20 protein-coding genes and 1 tRNA gene are annotated in these 20,180 nt (G+C 64.9%); 13 read left to right on the forward strand and 8 right to left on the reverse strand.

Annotated features, from left to right (window positions below; translation table 11 throughout):
• Positions 1-5: 5 nt before the first annotated feature.
• The 4 genes from RTK35_RS19770 to RTK35_RS19785 all read right to left on the reverse strand — a co-directional run bounded on the left by RTK35_RS19770 (position 6) and on the right by RTK35_RS19785 (position 5,428).
• A complete protein-coding gene (locus RTK35_RS19770; RefSeq protein ID WP_208276412.1) occupies positions 6-2,855 on the reverse strand; it encodes a valine--tRNA ligase in 2,850 nt (949 codons plus the stop codon).
• Between the two features lie 90 nt (positions 2,856-2,945).
• Positions 2,946-3,458, reverse strand: coding sequence for a DNA polymerase III subunit chi (locus RTK35_RS19775; RefSeq protein WP_182850904.1), 513 nt, complete (start codon positions 3,456-3,458; stop codon positions 2,946-2,948).
• A gap of 8 nt (positions 3,459-3,466) precedes the next feature.
• On the reverse strand, positions 3,467-3,886 hold the full coding sequence (locus RTK35_RS19780) for a DNA polymerase III subunit chi (RefSeq protein WP_069559346.1): 420 nt from the start codon (positions 3,884-3,886) through the stop codon (positions 3,467-3,469).
• Between the two features lie 57 nt (positions 3,887-3,943).
• Positions 3,944-5,428, reverse strand: coding sequence for a leucyl aminopeptidase (locus RTK35_RS19785; RefSeq protein WP_316908802.1), 1,485 nt, complete (start codon positions 5,426-5,428; stop codon positions 3,944-3,946).
• 141 nt (positions 5,429-5,569) lie between these two features.
• Between RTK35_RS19785 and lptF the strand changes: the two genes are divergently transcribed.
• A complete protein-coding gene (lptF, locus tag RTK35_RS19790) occupies positions 5,570-6,688 on the forward strand; it encodes an LPS export ABC transporter permease LptF (protein WP_044406030.1) in 1,119 nt (372 codons plus the stop codon).
• Entirely contained in the window at positions 6,681-7,742 is a 1,062-nt protein-coding gene (gene lptG, locus RTK35_RS19795; RefSeq protein ID WP_074970853.1) for an LPS export ABC transporter permease LptG, read from the forward strand. Before lptF ends, lptG begins: the two co-directional genes overlap by 8 nt.
• Positions 7,743-7,791: 49 nt before the next feature.
• Here lptG and RTK35_RS19800 read toward each other — a convergent pair whose 3' ends face one another.
• The 3 genes from RTK35_RS19800 to RTK35_RS19810 all read right to left on the reverse strand — a co-directional run bounded on the left by RTK35_RS19800 (position 7,792) and on the right by RTK35_RS19810 (position 9,020).
• Positions 7,792-8,289, reverse strand: a complete 498-nt coding sequence (locus RTK35_RS19800) for an RDD family protein (protein ID WP_172434559.1) — start codon at positions 8,287-8,289, stop codon at positions 7,792-7,794.
• A 105-nt stretch (positions 8,290-8,394) separates the two neighbouring features.
• Complete coding sequence (locus tag RTK35_RS19805) at positions 8,395-8,607, reverse strand: cold-shock protein (RefSeq protein WP_044406025.1); 213 nt, start codon at positions 8,605-8,607, stop codon at positions 8,395-8,397.
• A gap of 327 nt (positions 8,608-8,934) precedes the next feature.
• Positions 8,935-9,020: transfer RNA gene (locus RTK35_RS19810), tRNA-Leu, on the reverse strand.
• Positions 9,021-9,126: 106 nt separating this feature from the next.
• On the opposite strand from RTK35_RS19810, the gene queA reads away from it, so the two are divergent.
• The 6 genes from queA to RTK35_RS19840 all read left to right on the forward strand — a co-directional run bounded on the left by queA (position 9,127) and on the right by RTK35_RS19840 (position 15,290).
• Positions 9,127-10,176, forward strand: coding sequence for a tRNA preQ1(34) S-adenosylmethionine ribosyltransferase-isomerase QueA (gene queA, locus RTK35_RS19815; RefSeq protein WP_316908803.1), 1,050 nt, complete (start codon positions 9,127-9,129; stop codon positions 10,174-10,176).
• Between the two features lie 14 nt (positions 10,177-10,190).
• Entirely contained in the window at positions 10,191-11,306 is a 1,116-nt protein-coding gene (tgt, locus tag RTK35_RS19820) for a tRNA guanosine(34) transglycosylase Tgt (RefSeq protein ID WP_162484937.1), read from the forward strand.
• A 57-nt stretch (positions 11,307-11,363) separates the two neighbouring features.
• Positions 11,364-11,705 carry a preprotein translocase subunit YajC gene (gene yajC, locus RTK35_RS19825; RefSeq protein WP_044406020.1) on the forward strand — a complete coding sequence of 114 codons (342 nt, stop codon included), beginning with the start codon at positions 11,364-11,366 and terminating at the stop codon, positions 11,703-11,705.
• Between the two features lie 60 nt (positions 11,706-11,765).
• The gene (gene secD / locus RTK35_RS19830) at positions 11,766-13,628 is read left to right on the forward strand and encodes a protein translocase subunit SecD (protein ID WP_044406018.1); all 1,863 of its coding nucleotides are present in this window, start codon (positions 11,766-11,768) and stop codon (positions 13,626-13,628) included.
• A gap of 7 nt (positions 13,629-13,635) precedes the next feature.
• Entirely contained in the window at positions 13,636-14,550 is a 915-nt protein-coding gene (gene secF, locus RTK35_RS19835; RefSeq protein WP_074970857.1) for a protein translocase subunit SecF, read from the forward strand.
• Between the two features lie 173 nt (positions 14,551-14,723).
• Entirely contained in the window at positions 14,724-15,290 is a 567-nt protein-coding gene (locus RTK35_RS19840; RefSeq protein WP_044406016.1) for a glycine zipper 2TM domain-containing protein, read from the forward strand.
• 60 nt (positions 15,291-15,350) lie between these two features.
• Here RTK35_RS19840 and suhB read toward each other — a convergent pair whose 3' ends face one another.
• Complete coding sequence (gene suhB / locus RTK35_RS19845) at positions 15,351-16,166, reverse strand: inositol-phosphate phosphatase (RefSeq protein WP_316908804.1); 816 nt, start codon at positions 16,164-16,166, stop codon at positions 15,351-15,353.
• 152 nt (positions 16,167-16,318) lie between these two features.
• On the opposite strand from suhB, the gene trmJ reads away from it, so the two are divergent.
• The 5 genes from trmJ to iscU all read left to right on the forward strand — a co-directional run bounded on the left by trmJ (position 16,319) and on the right by iscU (position 20,175).
• Positions 16,319-17,092 (forward strand): tRNA (cytosine(32)/uridine(32)-2'-O)-methyltransferase TrmJ, encoded by a 774-nt coding sequence (trmJ, locus tag RTK35_RS19850; RefSeq protein ID WP_074970859.1) that lies wholly within the window; start codon positions 16,319-16,321, stop codon positions 17,090-17,092.
• Positions 17,092-17,868, forward strand: a complete 777-nt coding sequence (gene cysE, locus RTK35_RS19855) for a serine O-acetyltransferase (protein ID WP_044406011.1) — start codon at positions 17,092-17,094, stop codon at positions 17,866-17,868. Before trmJ ends, cysE begins: the two co-directional genes overlap by 1 nt.
• A 138-nt stretch (positions 17,869-18,006) precedes the next feature.
• On the forward strand, positions 18,007-18,513 hold the full coding sequence (iscR, locus tag RTK35_RS19860; protein ID WP_044406009.1) for a Fe-S cluster assembly transcriptional regulator IscR: 507 nt from the start codon (positions 18,007-18,009) through the stop codon (positions 18,511-18,513).
• A 30-nt stretch (positions 18,514-18,543) separates the two neighbouring features.
• Positions 18,544-19,758, forward strand: a complete 1,215-nt coding sequence (locus tag RTK35_RS19865) for an IscS subfamily cysteine desulfurase (RefSeq protein ID WP_316908805.1) — start codon at positions 18,544-18,546, stop codon at positions 19,756-19,758.
• A gap of 30 nt (positions 19,759-19,788) precedes the next feature.
• Entirely contained in the window at positions 19,789-20,175 is a 387-nt protein-coding gene (iscU, locus tag RTK35_RS19870) for a Fe-S cluster assembly scaffold IscU (protein WP_044406005.1), read from the forward strand.
• Positions 20,176-20,180: the final 5 nt, after the last annotated feature.

Here is a 20,180-nt window from a genome sequence, read left to right on the forward strand (position 1 = left end):
GTGCTTCACAGGCTGGCGATGCGCCCGCGCTGCTCGGTGAGGTTGGCCAGGGCCTGTTCGGCCTCGGCCAGCTTGGCGCGCTCCTTCTCGAGCACCTCGGCCGGGGCCTTGGCGACGAAGCCTTCGTTGGCGAGCTTGCCGCCGACGCGCTTGACCTCGCCGTCCAGGCGCTGGATTTCCTTGTCCAGGCGCGCCAGTTCGGCGTCCTTGTCGATCAGGCCGGCCATGGGCACCAGCACCTGCATGTCGCCCACCAGGGCGGTGGCGGACATGGGGGCTTCCTCGCCGCTTGCCAGGACGCGGACGGATTCGAGCTTGGCCAGCTTGTTCAGCAGGGGCTCGAAGTCGGCCAGGCGGCGCAGGTCTTCGGCATTGGTGTTGGCGACGATGATGTCGATGCGCTTGGCCATGGAGATCTTCATCTCGCCACGGATCTGGCGCACGCCGAGCATCAGGGTCTTGACCCATTCGATGTCGCCTTCGGCAGCGGCGTCGATGCGGCTTTCGTTGGCCACCGGCCAGGGCTGCAGCATGAGGGTGTCGCCGCTGACGCCGGCCTGGCCCTTGATGCGCTGCCAGATCTCTTCGGTGATGAAGGGCATGAACGGGTGGGCCAGGCGCAGGATGACCTCCAGTACGCGCACCAGGGTACGGCGGGTGCCGCGCTGGCGCTCGATGGGGGCGTTCTCGTCCCAGAGCACGGGTTTGACCAGTTCGAGGTACCAGGCGCAGTACTCGTCCCAGACGAACTCGTAGAGGGCCTGGGCGGCCAGGTCGAAGCGGAAGGCGTCGAGCTGGCGGGTGACTTCGGCTTCGGTGCGCTGCAGCTGGCTGATGATCCAGCGGTCGACGGAGGAGAGGTCGACGGCTTCGCCGTTGACGCCGGTGTCCTGGCCGTCGGTGTTCTCGATGACGAAGTTGGCGGCGTTCCACAGCTTGTTGCAGAAGTTGCGGTAGCCCTCGACGCGGCCCATGTCGAACTTGATGTCGCGACCGGTGGAGGCCAGCGAGCAGAAGGTGAAGCGCAGGGCGTCGGTGCCGAAGCTGTTGATGCCGTCGGGGAACTCGATGCGGGTCTGCTTGGCGATCTTCTCGGCGAGCTTGGGCTGCATCATGCCGCTGGTGCGTTTCTCCAGCAGGGCGTCGAGGGTGATGCCGTCGACGATGTCCAGCGGGTCGAGGACGTTGCCCTTGGACTTGGACATCTTCTGGCCCTGGCCGTCGCGCACCAGGCCGTGGACGTAGACGGTCTTGAACGGCACCTGCGGGGTGCCGTCCTCGTTCTTCACCAGGTGCATGGTCAGCATGATCATGCGGGCGACCCAGAAGAAGATGATGTCGAAGCCGGTGACCAGGACGTCGGTGGGGTGGAAGGTCTTGAGGAACTCGGTCTGTTCCGGCCAGCCGAGGGTGGAGAAGGTCCACAGGCCGGAGCTGAACCAGGTGTCGAGGACGTCTTCGTCCTGGCGCAGCGGCTGGTCGCCGAGGTTGTGCTTGGCGCGGACTTCGGCCTCGTCGCGGCCGACGTAGACGTTGCCGGCTTCGTCGTACCAGGCGGGGATGCGGTGGCCCCACCAGAGCTGGCGGCTGATGCACCAGTCCTGGATGTCACGCATCCAGGAGAAGTACATGTTCTCGTACTGCTTGGGCACGAACTGGATGCGGCCATCTTCCACGGCGGCGATGGCCGGTTCGGCCAGGGGCTTGGTGGAGACGTACCACTGGTCGGTCAGCCAGGGTTCGATGACGGTGCCGGAACGGTCGCCCTTGGGCACCTTGAGGGCGTGGTCTTCGATCTTCTCCAGCAGGCCGAGCTGTTCGAAGGCGGCGACGATCTGCTTGCGTGCTTCGAAGCGGTCGAGGCCGGCGAACTGGGCCGGGAGGGTGGCGTCGAGGCTGTCGTTGACGCTGCCGTCGAGGTTGAACACCTGGGCGGTGGCGAGCACGGCGGCGTTCTTGTCGAAGATGTTGATCAGCGGCAGGTCGTGGCGCTTGCCGACTTCGTAGTCGTTGAAGTCGTGGGCGGGGGTGATCTTGACGCAGCCGGTGCCGAACTCGGGGTCGCAGTAGTCGTCGGCGACGATGGGGATGCGGCGGCCGACCAGGGGCAGTTCGACGAAGCTGCCGATCAGGGCCTTGTAGCGTTCGTCTTCCGGGTGCACGGCGACGGCGCTGTCACCCAGCATGGTTTCCGGGCGGGTGGTGGCGACGATCAGGTAGCCGTTGCCTTCGGCGGTCTTCTTGCCGTCGGCCAGGGGGTAGCGCAGGTTCCACAGGTGGCCTTTCTCGTCGTGGTTCTCCACTTCGAGGTCGGAGATGGCGGTGTGGAACTTGGTGTCCCAGTTGACCAGGCGCTTGCCGCGGTAGATCAGGCCGTCTTCGTGCAGGCGCACGAAGGCTTCCTTGACCGCTTCGGAGAGGCCGTCGTCCATGGTGAAGCGCTCGCGCGACCAGTCGACGGAGGAGCCGAGGCGGCGGATCTGGCGGGTGATGGTACCGCCGGACTGTTCCTTCCACTCCCAGACCTTGTCAAGGAACTGCTCGCGGCCGAGGTCATGGCGGCTGATGCCCTGGGCGGCCAGTTGGCGCTCCACCACCATCTGGGTGGCGATGCCGGCGTGGTCGGTACCGGGCTGCCACAGGGTGTTGCGGCCCTGCATGCGGCGGAAGCGGATCAGCGCATCCATGATCGCGTTGTTGAAGCCGTGGCCCATGTGCAGGCTGCCGGTGACGTTCGGCGGCGGGATCATGATGGTGTAGGGCTCGCCGGAACCTTGCGGGGCGAAGTAGTTGTTCTTCTCCCAGGTCTGGTACCAGGAAGTTTCGATGGCGTGGGGCTGGTAGGTCTTGTCCATGTGTGCGGCGGGACCGTGTCGGCAACTGATCGGAAAGCCGCCGAGTATAACGGGCAAAACCCAGGCGGCCAAAGGCCGCTAAGCAGGCGGTCAGCTGCGTCGCGGCAGTTGGGGAAGCAGGCGGGCGAGGCGGGCGTTGAGGCGGCGCTTGAGCTCGGCTTCGATCTGCGGGACGAAGTCGTCGATGACGTCCTGCAGGATCAGTTGGGCGGCGGCGCGCAGCTCGCCGTCCAGGCGATCGAGCTGGGTTTGCGTGGCGGCTTCTACGCCGGCGCGCACGGAGGGCTGGGCGGCACTGGGCGCTGCAGGAGCCGGGGCGACGGGCGATACGGGGTCGGCGGCCTTCACGGGGGCGGGCGTCGGCGCTTGCGCCGGGCGCGGGGCGGCGGGCGTTGCAGGCTGGGCGGCCTGGGGCGCGGGTGCGGGGCTGAGGCTGAACGGCGGCGGTTCGACGATCTCGGACAGCAGGGGGATGCTGGCAGGGTCCACCGATTCGGTGAGCAGGGGCGGCTCGCTGCTGGTGTGTTCATCGAGCAGGGCGCGGATGGACTCGAGGTCGTCCAGCAGGTGGGCCGGGCGGGGAGGCTGGCTGGGGTTGTCCATGGTGCGGCTCAGAGTTCGACTCGTTTGGGATCATAGCCCCGCTGCCGGTAGGTGCGGAAATTCTCCCGGCAGGCGGCAAGCAGGGCTGGCTCCTGGTTGACGATCTCGATGACCCGGCTGAAGTGGCCGAGGTGGGGCGAGAGGGTCGGGTCGAGGTTGATCAGCAGGCCCTGGCTGGCGCCGGGTTGCTGGTCCCGGCCGATGACCACCGGGGCGTGCGGGTCTTCCCCGTGCTGGGCGTGGGGGATGAAAGTCTCGGCACGGAACTGCCAGAGCAGTTCGTCCAGGGCCTGGCCCTGGGCGTCGTCTGCGCAGCGGACGAACACCGGCATGCCGTGGCGCCAGGCCTTGCCGGCCAGCTGGCAGGCGGCGCGCAGGCGGTCTGCCGGTGTACTGGTGGACAGGACGTAGAACTCGACGCGGGTCATTTCGGTGTTCCTGGAAAGAGGCCCGGCGCCTGGGGCGCCGGGAGGTGTCGCAGTGGATCAGAGACGGTCGAGCAGGTACTGGGTGAGCAGCGGGACCGGGCGGCCGGTGGCGCCCTTGTCCTTGCCGCCGCTGACCCAGGCGGTGCCGGCGATGTCCAGGTGGGCCCAGTGGAACTTCTTGGCGAAGCGCGACAGGAAGCATCCGGCGGTGATGGTGCCGGCCTTGGGGCCGCCGATGTTGGCGATGTCGGCGAAGGGGCTGTCGAGCTGCTCCTGGTATTCCTCGAACAGCGGCAGCTGCCAGGCGCGGTCGTCGGCGTACTCGCCGGCCTTGAGGATCTGCTTCACCAGGGCGTCGTTGTTGCCCATCAGGCCGGAGGTGTTGGCGCCCAGGGCGACGATGCAGGCTCCGGTGAGGGTGGCGATGTCGATCACGGCCTGGGGCTTGAAGCGCTCGGCGTAGGTGAGGGTGTCGCACAGCACCAGGCGGCCTTCGGCGTCGGTGTTGAGGATCTCGACGGTCTGGCCGCTCATGGTGGTGACGATGTCGCCGGGGCGGGTGGCGCCACCGCTGGGCATGTTCTCGGCGCAGGCCAGCAGGCCGACGAGGTTGATCGGCAGCTGCAGCTCCAGCACGGCACGGAAGGTGCCGAGGACGCTGGCGGCGCCGCACATGTCGTACTTCATCTCGTCCATGCCGGCGGCGGGCTTGATGCTGATGCCGCCGGTGTCGAAGGTGATGCCCTTGCCGACCAGGGCGAAGGGTTTGTCGTCCTTCTTGCCGCCCTGGTAGTTGAGCACGATCATCCGTGGCGGCTGCTCGCTGCCTTGGGCGACGGCAAGGAAGGCGCCGGCGCCGAGCTCCTTGAGCTTCTTCTCGTCCAGCACCTCGACCTTGAGGTTCTTGTGGGCCTTGGCCAGGGCCTTGGCTTCCTCGGCGAGGAAGCTGGGGTGGCAGAGGTTCGGCGGCAGGTTGCCCAGGTCGCGGGTGTAGGCCATGCCGGTGGCGATGGCGCGGGCGTGCAGGCTGCCGCGCTCGACGTCGGCTTGCTCGGCCTTCTCGGCCAGCAGGGTGATCTTCTTCAGGGCCGGGGCATCGGCCTTGGTGCTCTTGAAACGGTCGAAGCGGTAGCTGCCGTCGGCCAGGGTCTCCACCAGCAGGCGGGCCTTGCTGTAGGCATCGCGGCCCTTGACCTTGAGTTCACCGAGGGTGAGCACGGCATCGCTGCCGCCCAGGCCCTTGAGCACGCCGCCAACGGCAGCGGCCACCTTGCGGAACTGATGGTCGGTCAGCTCGCGCTCCTTGCCGACGCCGACCAGCAGCACGCGGTCGGCCTTCAGGTTGGGCAGGCTGTGCAGCAGCAGGGTCTGGCCGACCTTGCCGGCCAGGTCGCCGCGCTTGAGCAGGGTGGCGATGACGCCGCCGGTGGCGGTGTCCAGCGCGCCGGCAGCGGTGCCGAGCTTGCGGCCTTCGCCGACGGCGACCACCAGGGTGGCGGTCTTCAGGGTTTCCGGGCGTGCGCTTTTGACGAGGAATTCCATGTGATGTCCCCAAGACAAAGAGTCGGGATTGCAGGGTATAATGCCGGCCATTTTCCGTGGCGTGCCCGTTCGGGCGTGCCGGCCACAAAGCGGCTAGTTTGAGCGTAGCCGCCTGAGCCTGACAACCCTGGAGTGTCTGGTTTGATCGTCTTCCGTTACCTGTCCCGCGAAGTCCTGGTGACCCTCAGCGCGGTGAGCGCCGTGTTGCTGGTGATCATCATGAGCGGTCGATTCATCAAGTACCTGGCCCAGGCGGCGCAGGGTGCCCTGGACCCTGGCGTGCTGTTCCTGATCATGGGTTACCGCATACCGGGCTTCCTCCAGCTGATCCTGCCGCTTGGCCTGTTCCTCGGCTTCCTGCTGGCCTACGGTCGGCTGTACCTGGACAGCGAGATGACGGTGCTTTCCGCCACTGGCATGAGTCAGCAGCGCCTGATGGCGTATAGCCTGGCGCCGGCGACGCTGGTCGCACTGATGGTGGCCTGGCTGAGCCTGGGCCTGGCGCCCCAGGGCGTGACGGCGGTGGGCCGCATCCTCAACCAGCAGGACGCGCTGACCGAGTTCGACACCCTGGTGCCGGGGCGCTTCCAGACCCTGAAGAATGGCAACCGGGTGACCTACACCGAGAGCCTGTCGGCGGACCGTGGCGAGCTGGGCGGGGTGTTCATCTCCGAGAAGCGCCTGTCCCAGGACAACAAGGAGCAGGGCATCGGGGTGCTGGTGGCTGAGAGCGGGCGCCAGGTCATCCATGAGGATGGCAGTCGTTACCTGATCCTGGAGAACGGCTACCGCTACGACGGTAATCCGGGCAAGGCCGACTACCGGGCCATCAAGTACGGGACCTACGGCATTCTCCTGCCGAAGCCGGAGATCAGTGCCGAGATCGGCGAGCGCGAGGCGATCCCGACCCGCGACCTGCTGGGTAGCGACAACCCGCGCTACCAGGCTGAGCTGCAGTGGCGCCTGTCCATCCCGGTGCTGGTGTTCGTGGTGACCCTGCTGGCGGTGCCGCTGTCGCGGGTGAATCCGCGCCAGGGGCGCTTCCTCAAGCTGCTGCCGGCGATCCTTCTTTATATGGCTTACCTGTCGATGCTGATCGCCGCCCGTGGCCAGCTCGACAAGGGCAAGATCCCGATGGCCCTCGGCTTGTGGTGGGTGCATGGCATCTTCCTGAGCGTGGGGCTGCTGTTGCTCTACTGGGAACCGCTCCGCCTGAAGTGGGCTGCCCGTCGTTCCGCTCGTGAGGTGGCCCATGGCTAAGCTGGACAGGTACATCGGTACCAGCGTGTTCTTCGGCATCCTGGCGGTGCTGGGTGTGATCGTCAGCCTGGCGCTGCTGTTCGCCTTCATCGATGAGTTGGGCGACATCCAGGGCAGCTACACCCTGATGGACGCCATCTGCTACGTGCTGCTCACCGCGCCGCGCCGCGCCTACGAGATGCTGCCCATGGCGGCGCTGATCGGCAGCCTGATCGGCCTCGGTACCCTGGCCAGCAGCAGTGAGCTGACCATCATGCGGGCGGCCGGTGTTTCCATCGGCCGTATCGTCTGGGCAGTGATGAAGCCGCTGCTGGTACTGATGCTGGCGGGCATCCTGCTGGGCGAGTACGTGGCGCCCTGGAGCGAGAACCTGGCCCAGGCCAACCGCGCCCTGGCGCAGGGCGGCGGCGAGGCCCAGACCTCCAAGCGCGGCCTGTGGCACCGCCAGGGCAACGAGTTCGTGCACATCAACGCCGTGCAGCCCAATGGCGTGCTCTATGGCGTGACCCGCTATGAGTTCGACGGTGAGCGGCACATGCAGGCCGCCAGCTTCGCCCGGCGTGCGTTGTACCAGGGTGATCACTGGCAGTTGGAGGAGGTGACCACCACGCACTTCCGTGGCGACCACACCGAGGTGGTAGAGGCGGGCAGCGAGCGCTGGGACATCCAGCTCAACCCGCAACTGCTCAGTACGGTGGTGATGGAGCCCGAGGCCTTGTCCATCAGTGGCTTGTGGAGCTATGTGCACTACCTGGCGGAGCAGGGGCTGAACAACAGCCGTTACTGGCTGGCCTTCTGGACCAAGCTGCTGCAGCCATTGGTGACGGGGGCGCTGGTGCTGATGGCGATTTCGTTCATCTTCGGGCCGCTGCGTTCGGTGACCCTGGGGCAGCGCATCTTCACCGGTGTGGTCATCGGTTTCGTGGTGCGTATCAGTCAGGATCTGCTGGGACCGTCGAGCCTGGTGTTCGGCTTCCCGCCGTTCCTGGCGGTGCTGATTCCTGCGGGTATCTGTGCGTTGGCAGGTGTCTGGCTGTTGCGCCGGGCTGGCTGATCAGATCGCTCATGAAAAAGCCGGCTTCGAGCCGGCTTTTTTGTGTTCGCTATTTCTTGTGAGCGCTCTTGGGAAGTTGCACCACGATGCTCTCCGAGTAGCGGTCGTGCCAGGTGCGTTTGTCCTTGTCCCAGAGCATCCACAGGAAGCCGAGGCCGAAGCAGAGCCAGGAACCCATGGCGACCACGAAGCGCAGCAGGGCCTGCCACAGGCTGACCGCCGAGCCGTCGCGATTCTGGATGCGCACGCCCCACACCTGCATGCCGAGGGTCTGGCCGTTGTGGGTCCAGAACTTGGCGAAGAAGGCGAACAGGCTGAAGAGCAGCAAGGTGGACAGGACTGGGTCGTGGGCCAGCAGGCCCTGCTCGGCCATTTCCCGCAGGCGCTCGCCGCCGTAGATCGAGCGCAGGATGACCTGCTGGTAGAAGAGGGTGACCACCATCAGCAGGGCGACGCTGAGGAGGAAGTCATAGAAGATGGCGGCGAAGCGGCGAACGGCCCCGGCTGTGGGGAACTCGCCTTCCGGGCGCAGGATGTGTTTCGGCATGGAGGGCCCTTGTGACGTGTGAAGACGCCGCATTCTAAGGGCAGGCACTGAAACGCGGGCATAAAAAAACCCCTGATGAAACATCAGGGGTTCTCTTGCAGCGACTTAGGCCAGGACTTGGACTTTGTCAGCTTGCATGCCTTTCTGGCCTTGGACGGCTTCGAAGGTAACCTTCTGGCCTTCCTTCAGGCTGCGGAAGCCGCTGCCTTCGATGGCGCGGAAGTGTACGAACAGATCCGGACCGCTCTCGGGGGTGATGAAGCCAAAGCCCTTCTCGTCGTTGAACCACTTAACGGTGCCGGTTTGACGATTCGACATGTCTCAATTTCCTTGGAACTGGAGTTGATTTTCAGCCTCTGCCCGACATTGGGCCGAGGGCTAGGAACTGGTTGCAAAGAGTAAGAGAAGTCGAGCGGGATGTAGCGGATCTGTCGGATCTACTGCATCAGGTCACGATTCAACAGCGACCCATGCAAACACAGTGCGTGACACTCTACGCTAACTGTCCGGGGCTGCCAATCCCCCGTGCGGGCGAGTTTCGACGCGGCATGTGCGCAAGCGACGACATGTCGTTCTGGGAACGCTGAACAGCGCAGACAAGGACGAATTGATGCGAGGGGAGGTGGTCTTGCGACCTAAGGATCGTGGTGCCCCGGGAGAGACTCGAACTCTCACTCTGTCGCCAGAAACGGATTTTGAATCCGCCGCGTCTACCATTCCGCCACCGAGGCACGATGGCGGCGCAGTATAGGGAGGGCGCCTGGGGCGGTCAATCCGCCTGCGTGGTCAGATTTGCGTAATTCCGCTACTATTCGCGCCCCTGTGAGACGACCCACCATGCGCGTTGCCGATTTCCATTTCGACCTTCCCGAACACCTGATCGCCCGCCACCCGCTGAGCGAGCGACGTGCCAGTCGCCTGCTCGTGCTTGATGGCGTCAGCGGCGAAATGGCCCACCGTGGCTTCGCCGATCTGCTCGACTACCTGCGCCCTGGCGACCTGATGGTGTTCAACAACACCCGGGTGATCCCGGCGCGCCTGTTCGGGCAGAAGGCTTCGGGAGGCAAGCTGGAAATCCTGGTGGAGCGTGTGCTGGACAGCCATCGCGTGCTAGCCCACGTCCGTTCGAGCAAGTCGCCCAAGCCGGGTTCGAAGATTCTCATCGACGGCAGCGCCGAGGTCACCATGCTGGCTCGCCATGACGCGCTGTTCGAGCTGGGCTTCGCCGAAGAGGTGCTGCCGCTGCTGGAGCGGGTCGGGCACATGCCGTTGCCTCCTTATATAGATCGCCCTGACGAGGACGCCGACCGCGAGCGCTACCAGACGGTTTACGCGCAGCACGCCGGTGCCGTCGCGGCGCCCACTGCGGGCCTGCATTTCGACCAGGCCCTGCTGGAGGCCATCGCCGCCAAGGGCGTCGAGCGTGCCTTCGTCACCCTGCACGTGGGGGCCGGTACCTTCCAGCCGGTACGGGTGGAGCGTATCGAGGACCACCATATGCACAGCGAGTGGCTCGAGGTGAAGCAGGATGTGGTGAATGCCGTCGCCGCCTGCCGGGCGCGCGGCGGGCGCGTGATCGCCGTCGGCACCACCAGCGTGCGTTCGCTGGAAAGCGCCGCGCGGGATGGTCAGCTCAAGCCCTTCAGTGGCGACACCGACATTTTCCTGTACCCCGGGCGACCCTTCCATGTGGTGGATTCCCTGGTCACCAATTTCCACCTGCCCGAATCCACCCTGCTGATGCTGGTCTCGGCCTTCGCCGGCTATCCGGAGACCATGGCCGCCTACGGGGCGGCGGTGGAGCAGGGCTATCGCTTCTTCAGCTACGGTGATGCCATGTTCATCACCCGCAATCCCGCTCCGCGCGGGCCCGAGGACCTCGCATGACGCGCACCTGCCGCATGAGCTTCGAACTGCTCGCCACCGAGGGCAAGGCCCGTCGCGGGCGCCTGACTTTCCCCCGTGGCGTGGTCGAGACGCCCGCCTTCATGCCCGTAGGCACCTACGGCACGGTGAAGGGGATGCTGCCGCGTGATATCGAAGGCATCGGTGCGCAGATCATCCTCGGCAACACCTTCCACCTCTGGCTGCGCCCGGGTACCGAGGTGATCAAGCGCCACGGCGACCTGCACGACTTCATGCAGTGGCAGGGCCCGATCCTCACCGACTCCGGCGGCTTCCAGGTGTTCAGCCTGGGGGCGATGCGCAAGATCAAGGAAGAGGGCGTGACCTTCGCCTCGCCGGTGGATGGCGCCAAGGTGTTCATGGGGCCCGAGGAGTCCATGCAGGTCCAGCGTGACCTGGGCTCCGACATCGTGATGATCTTCGACGAATGCACCCCGTACCCGGCGGACTTCGACACCGCGAAGCGCTCCATGGAGCTGTCGCTGCGCTGGGCCAAGCGTTCCAAGGCTGCCCATGGCGAGAACACCGCCGCGCTGTTCGGCATCGTCCAGGGCGGCATGCACGAGGAGCTTCGTCTGCGCTCCCTCGAAGGCCTGCTGGAAATCGGCTTCGACGGCCTGGCCATCGGCGGGTTGTCGGTGGGCGAGCCCAAGGAAGAGATGATCCGCGTGCTCGACTTCCTCCCGCCGCACCTGCCGGCGGACAAGCCGCGCTACCTCATGGGTGTCGGCAAGCCGGAGGACCTGGTGGAAGGCGTGCGCCGTGGCGTCGACATGTTCGACTGCGTGATGCCCACCCGCAACGCGCGCAACGGCCACCTGTTCATCGACACCGGCGTGCTGAAAATCCGCAACGCCGTGCACCGTCACGATGATTCGCCGCTGGAACCTGGCTGCGACTGTTACACCTGCAAACACTTCTCACGGGCTTATCTCCACCATCTGGATAAATGCGGCGAAATGCTCGGCAGCATGTTGAATACAATCCACAACTTGCGGCATTACCAGCGCCTGATGGCTGGTTTGCGCGAGGCTATTCAACAGGGTAAATTGGCCGACTTCGTCGATGCCTTCTACGCCCGGCGCGGACTACCGACACCGCCCCTGGACTGATAACGCCGCATTTTTCCAAGCCGAACACTTTTCAAATTTCCGCAACAGGAGTGCTACATGAGCTTTCTGATCCCCGCCGCCTACGCCGACGCAGCCGCTCCGGCCGCCGCCGCAGGTCCTGCCGGCACCGGCTTCGAGTGGGTTTTCCTGATCGGTTTCCTGGTCATCTTCTACCTGATGATCTGGCGTCCCCAGTCCAAGCGCGCCAAGGAGCACAAGAACCTGCTCTCCGGCCTGCAGAAAGGTGACGAAGTGGTCACCTCCGGCGGCATCGCCGGCAAGGTGGTCAAGGTGTCCGATGACTTCGTGGTCATCGAGGTGTCCGACACCGTCGAGCTGAAGATCCAGAAGGTCGCTATCGCCGCGACTCTGCCGAAAGGCACGCTGAAAGCCATCTAACGAATCATCTTCACCATTCACGGGGCGCCTTGGGCGCCCCGCGTCATAACGGGCGGTGTCATGCTCAACAAATATCCCCTGTGGAAGTACCTGCTGATCCTGGCGGTCCTCACCGTCGGCCTCATCTATTCCGCACCCAACCTCTACCCCGATGATCCGGCGATCCAGATTTCCGGTACCAGCACCGCGCTGAAGATCCAGCAGCCCGATGTGGACCGCGCGCTGGCGGCGCTGAAGGAAGCCGGCATCGAGGTCAAGAGCTCCAGCATCAGCGAGCGTGGCGGCCTGTTCCGTCTGACCAAGCTGGGCGACCAGCTGCCGGCCAAGGACGCCATCCGCCGTGCACTGGGTGACGACTACGTGGTTGCCCTCAATCTGGCCCCCACCACGCCCCAGTGGCTGCGCAGCCTGGGTGCCTCGCCGATGAAGCTGGGCCTCGACCTCTCCGGTGGTGTGCACTTCCTGCTGGAAGTGGACATGGAGAAGGCCCTGACCTCGCGCCTGAAAATCTACGAAGGCGAAGTCCGCACCCTGCTGCGCAAGGAGCGCGTGCGCTACCGTAGCCTGCCGGGCGTCGACAACGGCTTCCAGCTGGGCTTCAGCGACCAGGAGAGCCTGGACAAGGCCCAGTCCCTGATCCGCAAGACCTTCAATGACTTCGACCTGAAGACCGGCGAGCGCGGCGACCAGCAAGTCCTGACCCTCACCCTGACCCAGGCCAAGGTCACCGAGATCCGCGAATACTCCATCAAGCAGAACCTCACCACCGTCCGCAACCGCGTGAACGAGCTGGGCGTCGCCGAGCCGCTGGTCCAGCGCCAGGGCGCCAACCGCATCGTGGTGGAACTGCCCGGCGTGCAGGACACTGCCGAAGCCAAGCGTATCCTCGGCAAGACCGCCAACCTCGAGTTCCGCCTGGCGGCTGCGGCCGATGCCAACAAGGCCAGCACCGAGTCCTTCGAATTCCGCGAGCCGGGTCGTCCGCCGGTGCCGCTGGAGCGCAGCTTGATCATCACCGGTGACCAGGTCACCGATGCCCAGGCGAGCTACGACGAGAATGGCCGCCCGCAGGTGAACATCCGCCTCGATGGCCACGGTGGCGAGCTGATGAACCGTGCCACCCGCAACAACGTGGGCCGCAGCATGGCGGTGATCTTCATCGAGCAACGTCCGCAGAGCCGCTACGTGAAGCAGGTGGTGGATGGCGTCGAGAAGGAAGTCGAGGTCCAGAGCTTCAAGGAAGAGAAGAAGATCATCAGCCTGGCGACCATCCAGTCGCCGCTGGGCAGCCAGTTCCGTATCACCGGCCTGAACGGCCAGGGCGAGTCCTCCGAACTGGCCCTGCTGCTGCGTGCCGGTGGCCTGGCTGCGCCGATGTACTTCGCCGAAGAGCGCACCATCGGCCCGAGCCTGGGTGCCGAGAACATCGTCAAGGGCATCGAGTCCACCGAGTGGGCGATGGTCTTCGTGTCGCTGTTCATCATCGCGATCTACCGCTTCTTCGGTGTGCTGGCCACCGTGGCTCTGGCATTCAACCTGGTGCTGCTGGTCGGCCTGATGTCGGTGATCGGTGCCACCCTGACCCTGCCGGGTATCGCCGGTATCGTCCTGACCCTGGGCATGGCGGTGGACGCCAACGTGCTGATCTACTCGCGGATACGCGAGGAGCTGGCCAATGGGATGGGGGTCCAGCGTGCGATCCACGAAGGCTTCGACCGTGCCTACACCGCGATCGTCGACTCGAACCTGACCACCCTGCTGGTGGGCGGCATCCTCTTCGCCCTGGGTACCGGGCCGATCAAGGGCTTCGCCGTCACCATGTCGCTGGGTATCGTCACCTCGATGTTCACCGCGATCATGTTCACCCGAGGCCAGGTCAACCTGATCTTCGGTGGCCGCAACTTCAAGAAACTGTGGATCTGAGGCAGCCATGATCAAGTCAACCATTCGCTTCATGGCGATCCGCAACCTCGCGTTCGCCATCACCGTCGTCATCAGCCTGATCGGCATCGGTGCCCTGTTCATGAAGGGCCTGAACTTCGGCCTGGACTTCACCGGCGGGACCCTGATCGAGCTGTCCTACGAGAAACCGGCCAACCTCGAGCGCATCAAGGAAGAGCTGGGGCAGGCCGGTTACCGCGATGCGGTGGTGCAGAGCTTCGGCGCCACCACCGACGTGCTGGTCCGCCTGGCTGGCGAAGACCCGCAGCTAGGTAACCAGGTGGCGGCTTCGCTGCGCAAGATCGACGCCGACACCCAGTTCACCGTGAAGCGCGTCGAGTTCGTCGGCCCGCAAGTGGGTGAGGAGCTGCGCGACCAGGGCGGCCTGGCGATGCTCCTGGCGCTGGGCGGCATCCTGCTGTACCTCGGCTTCCGCTTCCAGTGGAAGTTCGGCGTTGGTGCGGTGGCATCGCTGATCCACGACGTGATCGTCACCCTGGGCATCCTGGCGTTCTTCCAGGTGCCGTTCGACCTGACGGTGCTGGCGGCGGTGCTGGCGATGATCGGTTACTCGCTCAACGACACCATCATCATCTTCGACCGGATCCGCGAGAACTTTCGCGTCCTGCGTAAGGCGGACCTGATCGAGAACATCGACGTGTCTTGCACCCAGACGCTGCTGCGTACCATCGCCACTTCCACCTCCACGGCATTGGCCCTGCTGGCGCTGCTGCTGTTCGGTGGCGACAGCCTGCACGGCTTTGCCCTGTCGCTGATGGTGGGTGTCGTGGTGGGGACCTACTCCTCGATCTACATCAGTGCGCCGGTGCTCATCTGGCTGAAGCTGACCTCCGAGGACCTTATCCCGCCGGCCGCGACTGCCGAAGTGGACGAGCGCCCCTGACAGCAGGTGTGCTTCATCGGAAAGGCCCGCGAAAGCGGGCCTTTCTCGTTTCTGGCTTTGTGAAAGACATCCCATTGGCTGTGTTGCTGGTCGGTCTGTAGGAACTTGGGTGAGTGCGTGTAATCCAAGGCAAGGCATAGGGCGAAAGCCCGGAGTGAAACCAGGAGGTTCAAGTGAACAAGTCGATGCTCGTCGGCGCGGTGCTGGGTGCGGTCGGTGTAACCGCCGGTGGCGCCGTCGCAACCTACAGCCTTGTGGGCAATAGCCCGGAATACGCCGAGGTGCTCGCGGTACAGCCCGTCAAGGAGACCATCAAGACCCCGCGCGAGGTCTGCAAGGATGTCGCCGTGACCCGTCAACGGCCGGTCCAGGACCAGCACCAGATCGCCGGCACCGTGCTCGGCGCGGTGGCGGGTGGCTTGCTGGGCAACCAGGTCGGCGGCGGCAACGGCAAGAAGATCGCCACCGTGGCTGGCGCCGTGGGCGGCGGTTATGCGGGTAACAAGGTGCAGGAGCACATGCAGAACAGCGACACCTACACCACCACCGAAACCCGCTGCAACACCGTGCACGAGACCAGCGAGAAGGTGGTCGGCTATGACGTGCAGTACCAGCTGGACGGCCGTGTGAACCAGGTGCGCATGGATCACGATCCGGGTGCTCAGATCCCGGTGGGCAAGGACGGTCGCCTGATCCTGTCGCAGCGCCAGCCGTTGCAGCAGGCCGGCGTTAACCAGTAACCGCTGGTTCTCGCCCATGAAAAAGGCGCCGTAAGGCGCCTTTTTCGTTGCAGTCGCGGTTCAGCGCTTCAGCGAAGGCGGCAGGTGCGGCTGGATGGCAGTCAGCACGGCCTTGAAGCACTTGGTGTTGCCGGCCACGACGTGGCCCTTTTCCAGGAAGTCGTGACCGCCGGTGAAGTCGCTCACCAGGCCGCCGGCTTCCTGAACCAGCAGGGCGCCTGCTGCCATGTCCCACTCGGACAGGCCGAACTCCCAGAACGCATCGAAGCGGCCGGTGGCGACATAGGCCAGATCCAGGCTCGCGGAGCCGGCGCGGCGCAGGCCTGCGGTCTGGCCGACCAGGCTGCGGAACATGTTCAGGTAGTTGTCCAGGTGGTCGAGCTGGCTGTCACGGAAGGGGAAGCCGGTGCCGAGCAGGGCGCCTTCCAGGCTCTTGCGGTTGCTGACGCGCAGGCGGCGGCCATTCAGGGCGGCGCCACGGCCACGGCTGGCGGTGAACTCTTCCTGGCGGACCGGATCGAGGACCACGGCATGTTCCAGGCGGCCCTTGTATTTGCAGGCGATGCTGACGGCGAAGTGCGGGACGCCGCGGATGAAGTTGGTGGTGCCGTCCAGCGGGTCGATGATCCACTGGTAGTCGGCGCCTTCGCCGGTGCCGGCGATGGAGGTGCCTTCCTCGCCCAGGATGCCGTGGGTCGGATACGCCTTGCGCAGGGCCTGGATGATGGTTTCCTCGGCAGCGCGGTCGACTTCGGTGACGTAGTCCTTGGCGTCCTTCTCGTTGATGGCGATCACGTCCAGGCGCTCGATCGAACGGAAGATCAATTCGCCGGCGCTGCGAGCGGCGCGCAGGGCGATGTTCAGCATGGGCTGCATGGGGGCGTATACCTGGGGTCGTTAAAGAAAGCCGCGAATTCTAGCAGAAAAGGCCGGGCCATGTAGATGCGCCCATCGGCCTTCGTGGTGTTTACCCGACTGTTTCTGTAAGATTTGCCACCCTTTTGTAGTCCAGGTGGGAGCAGGCGGGCGTGCTGCAGAACATTCGTGTGGTGCTGGTCGGAACCAGTCATCCCGGCAACATCGGTGGTGCCGCGCGGGCGATGAAGAACATGGGCCTGTCGAAGCTCGTGCTGGTCCAGCCGGAGCAGTTCCCCGATCGCGAGGCCTATGCCCGCGCCTCGGGTGCCGACGATATCCTCGAATCCGCCCTGGTGGTGGATACCCTGGAGCAGGCGTTGGTGGGCTGCAGCCTGGTCTATGGCACCAGCGCGCGGGATCGCCATATACCTTGGCCGCTGCTGGACCCTCGCGAGTGCGCGGCCAGTTGTGTCGAGCAGATCAGCGACGGGGCCGAGGTCGCCCTTGTTTTCGGGCGCGAATACGCCGGCCTGACGAACGACGAGCTGCAGCGTTGCCAGTTCCATGTGCATATCCCGTCCGACCCGGCCTTTGGCTCCCTGAACCTGGCGTCCGCCGTGCAGGTGCTGACCTACGAGGCGCGCATGGCCTGGCTGCAGGTCCAGGGTCAGCCGACCAAGATGGAGAAGGTGGAGCTCACGGCCGAGGAGAATGTGCAGCCGGTGACGGTCGACGAGCTCGAGCGCTTCTTCGGTCACCTGGAGCAGACCCTGGTGGACATCGCCTTCCTCGACCCTGAGCGTCCCCGCCACCTGATGACCCGCCTGCGCCGCCTCTACGGGCGCGCCTCCATCAGCAAGCTCGAGATGAACATCCTGCGCGGCATCCTCACCGAGACGCAGAAGGCAGCGCGCGGCGAGATCCAGAAGCGGAGGGAGAAGTGATGCTGGCTCGCATGCGAGAAGACATCCGGGGTGTATTTCACCGTGACCCGGCAGCGCGCACGGCCTTCGAGGTGCTCACCTGCTACCCGGGGCTGCACGCCATCTGGCTGCATCGCGTCGCGCACGCGCTGTGGGTTGCCGGGTGGAAGTGGGCGGCGCGGCTGGTGTCGAACTTCGGTCGCTGGTTGACCGGTATCGAGATCCACCCCGGTGCGCGGATCGGTCGGCGCTTCTTCATCGACCACGGCATGGGCATCGTCATTGGCGAGACGGCCGAAATCGGTGACGACGTCACTCTCTACCAGGGTGTGACCCTGGGTGGCACCAGCTGGAACAAGGGCAAGCGCCACCCGACTCTTGAAGATGGCGTGGTGGTGGGAGCGGGGGCCAAGGTGCTTGGCCCGTTCACGGTCGGGGCGGGTGCCAAGATCGGCTCCAATGCGGTGGTGACCAAGGCCGTCCCGGCTGGCGCAACGGCGGTCGGCATTCCTGCGCGGATCATCATCAAGGAGGATTCCGAGCAGGCTGCGCGGCGCCAGGCTCTCGCCGAACGCTTCGGCTTCGATGCCTATGGCGTCGGTCAGGACATGCCGGATCCGGTGGCGCGCGCCATCGGTCAACTGCTCGATCACGTCCAGGCGGTGGATCAGCGCCTCGATGGCATGTGCAAGGCGCTCACCGAGCTGGGTAGCGACTACCGCGCGACAGCCCTGCCCGAGTTGCGTTGCGAGGCCTTCGAGGATGAAAAGGGCGCCACGGAGCGTCCGGCGGTCTGATAGGCGAGGGGGTGAAATTCTGATATCATTCGCGCCCCTGCCTAGCGCAATACCCGACTTATTTAATCAGGCTTATAGTTGACTTAAATAGTCGGGAATAGCATACTCGCTCGCACTTCAGCGAACCGTGGACTTCCCATGCGACTGACCACCAAAGGCCGCTACGCCGTCACAGCCATGCTCGACCTGGCTTTGCACTCGCAGCAAGGTCCGGTTTCTCTGGCAGATATTTCCGAGCGTCAGGGCATCTCCCTCTCTTATCTCGAGCAGCTGTTCGCCAAGTTGCGCCGTGGCAACCTGGTCAGCAGCGTTCGCGGCCCGGGCGGCGGCTACCAGCTGTCCCGCGACGTTTCCAGCATCTACGTGGCGCAGGTCATCGATGCGGTCAACGAGTCCGTCGATGTCACCCGCTGCCAGGGCCAGGGCAACTGCGACTCCTCTGGCGGTGCCTGCCTGACCCACCACCTGTGGGATGACCTCAGCCTCCAGATCCACGACTTCCTCAGCAGCATCAGCCTGAGCGACATCGTCAGTCGCAACGAGGTCCAGGAAGTCGCCCAGCGTCAGAACGAGCGCCATGGCCAGCGTCGTCCCAGTGGACGGAATTCGAGCCCCGAAAAGATTGAAGTGTCCGCCATCGAATGAGCAGGGCACCCGCCTGATAGGAGACAACCGATGAGATTGCCGATTTACCTGGATTACTCCGCAACCACTCCGGTCGACCCCCGCGTTGCTCAGAAGATGAGCGATTGCCTGCTGGCCGACGGCAACTTCGGTAACCCCGCTTCCCGCTCCCACGTGTTCGGCTGGAAAGCCGAAGAGGCGGTGGAGAACGCCCGTCGCCAGGTGGCTGAACTGGTCAATGCCGACCCCCGCGAAATCGTCTGGACCTCCGGTGCCACCGAGTCCGACAACCTCGCCATCAAGGGTGTCGCGCACTTCTACCAGAGCAAGGGCAAGCACCTGATCACCTCCAAGATCGAGCACAAAGCGGTCCTGGACACCACTCGCCAGCTGGAGCGCGAAGGCTTCGAGGTCACCTACCTGGAACCCGGTGAAGACGGTCTGATCACCCCGGCGATGGTCGAGGCGGCCCTGCGCGACGACACCATCCTCGTCTCTGTCATGCACGTGAACAACGAGATCGGCACCGTCAACGACATCGCCGCCATCGGCGAGCTGACCCGCGCCCGCGGCATCCTGTTCCACGTGGATGCGGCCCAGTCCACCGGCAAGGTGGAAATCGACCTGGAGAAGCTCAAGGTCGACCTGATGTCCTTCTCCGCCCACAAGACCTACGGCCCGAAAGGCATCGGCGCTCTCTACGTACGCCGCAAGCCGCGCGTGCGCCTGGAGGCGATGATGCACGGCGGCGGTCACGAGCGCGGCATGCGTTCCGGCACCCTGGCCACCCACCAGATCGTCGGCATGGGCGAAGCCTTCCAGATCGCCAAGCAGGAAATGGCCTCCGAGAACGAGCGCATCCGTGGTCTCAGCCAGCGCTTCTGGGCTGCCCTGGAAGGTATGGAAGAGCTGTACCTGAACGGCAGCGCCACCGCCCGCGTTCCGCACAACCTGAACCTCAGCTTCAACTACGTCGAAGGTGAGTCGCTGATCATGGCGCTCAAGGACCTGGCCGTGTCCTCGGGGTCGGCCTGCACCTCCGCCTCCCTCGAGCCGTCCTACGTGCTGCGTGCCCTGGGCCGTAACGACGAGTTGGCGCACAGCTCCATCCGCTTCACCTTCGGCCGCTTCACCACCGAGGAAGAGGTCGTCTACGCGGCCGCCAAGGTGCGCGAGGCGGTGGACAAACTCCGTGAATTGTCCCCCCTGTGGGACATGTACAAAGAGGGCGTCGACCTCTCCAAGGTCGAATGGCAGGCGCACTGACGCTACCCCTGATGAGCGAGGAATAAGCACATGGCATACAGCGAAAAGGTCATCGACCACTACGAGAACCCCCGGAACGTCGGCAAGCTCGACGCCGAGGACCCGAACGTCGGCACCGGCATGGTCGGCGCCCCGGCATGCGGCGACGTGATGCGCCTGCAGATCAAGGTCAACGAGCAGGGCGTGATCGAAGACGCCAAGTTCAAGACCTACGGCTGCGGTTCCGCCATCGCCTCCAGCTCCCTCGCCACCGAGTGGATGAAGGGCAAGACCCTGGACGAGGCCGCTGCCATCAAGAACACCACCATTGCCGAAGAGCTGGCACTGCCGCCGGTGAAGATCCACTGCTCGGTCCTGGCCGAGGACGCCATCAAGGCGGCCGTCCAGGACTACAAGCAGAAGAAGGGTCTGATCTGATCATC

It is taken from the genome of Pseudomonas sp. zfem003 (genome assembly GCF_032621675.1).
Taxonomy (GTDB): Bacteria; Pseudomonadota; Gammaproteobacteria; order Pseudomonadales; family Pseudomonadaceae; genus Metapseudomonas; species Metapseudomonas otitidis.

What these genes read in the sequence shown, in the direction of transcription:
- RTK35_RS19770 (WP_208276412.1), bottom strand. Translation starts at nt 2,855, where the DNA reads ATGGACAAGACCTACCAGCCCCACGCCATCGAAACTTCCTGGTACCAG.
- RTK35_RS19775 (WP_182850904.1), bottom strand. Translation starts at nt 3,458, where the DNA reads ATGGACAACCCCAGCCAGCCTCCCCGCCCGGCCCACCTGCTGGACGAC.
- RTK35_RS19780 (WP_069559346.1), bottom strand. Translation starts at nt 3,886, where the DNA reads ATGACCCGCGTCGAGTTCTACGTCCTGTCCACCAGTACACCGGCAGAC.
- RTK35_RS19785 (WP_316908802.1), bottom strand. Translation starts at nt 5,428, where the DNA reads ATGGAATTCCTCGTCAAAAGCGCACGCCCGGAAACCCTGAAGACCGCC.
- lptG (WP_074970853.1), top strand. Translation starts at nt 6,681, where the DNA reads ATGGCTAAGCTGGACAGGTACATCGGTACCAGCGTGTTCTTCGGCATC.
- RTK35_RS19800 (WP_172434559.1), bottom strand. Translation starts at nt 8,289, where the DNA reads ATGCCGAAACACATCCTGCGCCCGGAAGGCGAGTTCCCCACAGCCGGG.
- RTK35_RS19805 (WP_044406025.1), bottom strand. Translation starts at nt 8,607, where the DNA reads ATGTCGAATCGTCAAACCGGCACCGTTAAGTGGTTCAACGACGAGAAG.
- queA (WP_316908803.1), top strand. Translation starts at nt 9,127, where the DNA reads ATGCGCGTTGCCGATTTCCATTTCGACCTTCCCGAACACCTGATCGCC.
- tgt (WP_162484937.1), top strand. Translation starts at nt 10,191, where the DNA reads ATGAGCTTCGAACTGCTCGCCACCGAGGGCAAGGCCCGTCGCGGGCGC.
- yajC (WP_044406020.1), top strand. Translation starts at nt 11,364, where the DNA reads ATGAGCTTTCTGATCCCCGCCGCCTACGCCGACGCAGCCGCTCCGGCC.
- secD (WP_044406018.1), top strand. Translation starts at nt 11,766, where the DNA reads ATGCTCAACAAATATCCCCTGTGGAAGTACCTGCTGATCCTGGCGGTC.
- secF (WP_074970857.1), top strand. Translation starts at nt 13,636, where the DNA reads ATGATCAAGTCAACCATTCGCTTCATGGCGATCCGCAACCTCGCGTTC.
- suhB (WP_316908804.1), bottom strand. Translation starts at nt 16,166, where the DNA reads ATGCAGCCCATGCTGAACATCGCCCTGCGCGCCGCTCGCAGCGCCGGC.
- cysE (WP_044406011.1), top strand. Translation starts at nt 17,092, where the DNA reads ATGCTGGCTCGCATGCGAGAAGACATCCGGGGTGTATTTCACCGTGAC.
- iscR (WP_044406009.1), top strand. Translation starts at nt 18,007, where the DNA reads ATGCGACTGACCACCAAAGGCCGCTACGCCGTCACAGCCATGCTCGAC.
- RTK35_RS19865 (WP_316908805.1), top strand. Translation starts at nt 18,544, where the DNA reads ATGAGATTGCCGATTTACCTGGATTACTCCGCAACCACTCCGGTCGAC.
- iscU (WP_044406005.1), top strand. Translation starts at nt 19,789, where the DNA reads ATGGCATACAGCGAAAAGGTCATCGACCACTACGAGAACCCCCGGAAC.